The 3,391-nt window shown below is 54.1% G+C and carries 1 tRNA gene and 2 rRNA genes; all 3 read right to left on the bottom strand.

The window, feature by feature from the left end:
* The 3 genes from N6L27_RS23165 to N6L27_RS23155 all read right to left on the bottom strand — a co-directional run bounded on the left by N6L27_RS23165 (position 1) and on the right by N6L27_RS23155 (position 3,180).
* Positions 1-77, bottom strand: a tRNA-Met gene (locus tag N6L27_RS23165).
* Positions 78-121: 44 nt separating this feature from the next.
* Positions 122-236, bottom strand: a 5S ribosomal RNA gene (gene rrf, locus N6L27_RS23160).
* 116 nt (positions 237-352) lie between these two features.
* Positions 353-3,180, bottom strand: a 23S ribosomal RNA gene (locus tag N6L27_RS23155).
* Positions 3,181-3,391: the final 211 nt, after the last annotated feature.

The following is a 3,391-nucleotide window of genomic DNA, read 5'->3' as shown; positions in this document are numbered from 1 at the left end:
TGGTTGCGGGAGCAGGATTTGAACCTGCGACCTTCAGGTTATGAGCCTGACGAGCTACCTGGCTGCTCCATCCCGCGTCAGGTGTTATTGTATCGTTTAGAGAGATGTTGGATTTTACTAGGTTTGGCGGTGACCTACTCTCCCAGGGCTTGAGCCCAAGTACCATCGGCGCGACAGTGCTTAACTTCCGGGTTCGGGATGGGACCGGGTGTTTCACTTGTGCTGTAGCCACCAAACCGAGGAAAATCCACTCCGGCGCGCCTTTATGGGGAGCGCCGGTACAATCAACAAGTCCAAGTTTCGTTAGGGATGTTTGCTTTGATTGGTTTTGTAACACTGTCTGTTACTGGATCAAATCAAGCCTATCGGGCGATTAGTACCGGTCAGCTGAACGCATTGCTGCGCTTACACCTCCGGCCTATCGGCGTGGTGGTCTTCCACGGCCCTCAGGGATACCTTGTTTTGAGGGGGGCTTCCCGCTTAGATGCCTTCAGCGGTTATCCTGTCCGATCATAGCTACCCTGCACTGCTGCTGGCGCAACAACAGGTCCACCAGTGGATCGTTCACCCCGGTCCTCTCGTACTAGGGGCAACTCCTCTCAAGTATCCTACACCCACGGCAGATAGGGACCGAACTGTCTCACGACGTTCTAAACCCAGCTCACGTACCTCTTTAAACGGCGAACAGCCGTACCCTTGGGACCTGCTCCAGCCCCAGGATGAGATGAGCCGACATCGAGGTGCCAAACACTGCCGTCGATATGGACTCTTGGGCAGTATCAGCCTGTTATCCCCGGCGTACCTTTTATCCGTTGAGCGATGGCCCTTCCACGCGGGACCACCGGATCACTATGGCCGACTTTCGTCTCTGCTCGACTTGTCAGTCTTGCAGTCAGGCTGGCTTCTGCCATTGCACTCAACGAGCGATTTCCGACCGCTCTGAGCCAACCTTCGCGCGCCTCCGTTACTCTTTAGGAGGCGACCGCCCCAGTCAAACTACCCGCCACGCAGGGTCCCGGATCCGGATAACGGACCGCGGTTAGACATCAAGAGTGCGAAGGGTGGTATCTCAAGGGAGGCTCCACCGGGACTTGCGTCCCGGCTTCGATGCCTACCACCTATCCTGCACATCACAATCCTGATGCCAGTGCGAAGCTGTAGTAAAGGTGCACGGGGTCTTTCCGTCTAACCGCGGGAAGCCTGCATCTTGACAGGCAATTCAATTTCGCTGAGTCGATGTTGGAGACAGCGGGGAAGTCGTTACGCCATTCGTGCAGGTCGGAACTTACCCGACAAGGAATTTCGCTACCTTAGGACCGTTATAGTTACGGCCGCCGTTTACCTGGGCTTCAATTCGGAGCTCTCACCCCTCCTTTTAACCTTCAGGCACCGGGCAGGCGTCAGACCCTATACGTCGCCTTACGGCTTCGCAGAGCCCTGTGTTTTTAATAAACAGTCGCCACCCCCTGGTTTGTGCCCCCGGATCCAAGTTGCCTTGAACCCGGGCCTCCTTCTCGCGAACTTACGGAGGTATTTTGCCGAGTTCCTTCAACATCGTTCTCTCAAGCGCCTTGGTATTCTCTACCAGTCCACCTGTGTCGGTTTAGGGTACGGTCTGATGGAGGGCTATTTCCAGGGACCAATCAGCGGCCCGCCCAATCCGATAAGGGCGAACAACCTTCATGATCCGTCACATCCTCCTGGCCTAGGAATATTAACCTAGTTCCCATCGCCTACGCCTTTCGGCCTCGGCTTAGGGGCCGGCTTACCCTGCTCAGATTAGCTTTAAGCAGGAACCCTTGGACTTTCGGCGAGAGTGTCTCTCACACTCTTTGTCGCTACTCATGTCATCATTCTCGCTAGTGATCTCTCCACCGGATGGCTCACGCCCCGGCTTCATCGAAAGCCTCTCTCCTCCAATGACCCCGAAGGATCTAAGGAGGAATGAGACTATGTCACACTACGCTCTGCTACCATGCACTATGTGCATCCTCGGCTTCGGCTCATGGCTTGAGCCCCGTTACATCTTCGCCGCAAGACATCTTGATTAGACCAGTGAGCTGTTACGCTATCTTTAAAGGATGGCTGCTTCTAAGCCAACCTCCTGGTTGTTTTGGACGTCTCACCTGCTTTCCCACTTAGCCATGAATTGGGGGCCTTAGCCGGAGGTCAGGGTTGTTTCCCTCTCCACGACGGACGTTAGCATCCGCCGTGTGTCTGCCATCTAGTACTCCCGGGTATTCGGAGTTTGGTTAGGATCAGTAAGCCTGTGGGGCCCCATTACCCATCCAGTGCTCTACCCCCCGGGGTATTCGGATGACGCTCTACCTAAATAGATTTCGCAGAGAACCAGCTATCTCCGAGTTTGATTGGCCTTTCACCCCTAGGCACAGCTCATCCCGATCCTTTTCAACGGATGTGGGTTCGGTCCTCCAGTGCGTGTTACCGCACCTTCAACCTGGCCATGCCTAGATCACTCGGTTTCGGGTCTGATCCCACGAACTCATGCGCCCTATTAAGACTCGCTTTCGCTGCGCCTACACCTAGCGGTTTAAGCTTGCTCGTGAGACCAAGTCGATGACCCATTATACAAAAGGTACGCTGTCAGCCCTCAAGGGGCCTCCAACTGATTGTAGGCGTTCGGTTTCAGGTACTGTTTCACTCCCCTCGCCGGGGTGCTTTTCACCTTTCCCTCACGGTACTGGTTCGCTATCGGTCAGTAAGGAGTACTTAGCCTTCGGAGGTGGTCCTCCGATCTTCAGACAGGATTTCACGTGTCCCGCCCTACTTAATACGTCCCTCAAAGCTTCCCATACGGGGCTGTCACCCGCTCTGGCTGCGTTTCCCAACGCATTCTGGTCACTCATCAGGCTCGGCTGGTCCGCGTTCGCTCGCCACTACTAACGGAGTCTCTATTGATGTCCTTTCCTCCGGGTACTTAGATGTTTCAGTTCCCCGGGTTTGCTCTTAAAGACCTATGTATTCAGTCTTTAAGTACCTGGTTCAAACCATTATTGAGTACCAAAGGTAACAATAACGATCTGTCAGGTGGGTTCCCCCATTCAGAGATCTTGGGATCAAAGCCTATTCCCGGCTCCCCCAAGCTTATCGCAGGGTATCACGTCTTTCATCGCCTCTTACTGCCAAGGCATCCACCAAACGCCCTTCTCGCGCTTGATTTGATCCAGAAAGAGAGAGTGTTACGTCTCGCAGCACCGGAAGCTGGTAAGAAACCGGCGCCTCTGTTTCTGAACCAAAAAGCAAACTATCCCGCTCTCAATCATGTCGGTGATTGAGAACTTGTTGCATGATCTTGCGATCATGCGGGTTAGTGTACTTGACTTGGACAACACTGTCTTTTCAACCAGGCATACTTCAGGACGTCTGAGGA

The organism is Leisingera sp. SS27 (assembly GCF_028368855.1).
Lineage (GTDB): Bacteria > Pseudomonadota > Alphaproteobacteria > Rhodobacterales > Rhodobacteraceae > Leisingera.
This window is presented reverse-complemented; position numbering and strand designations above follow the sequence as displayed.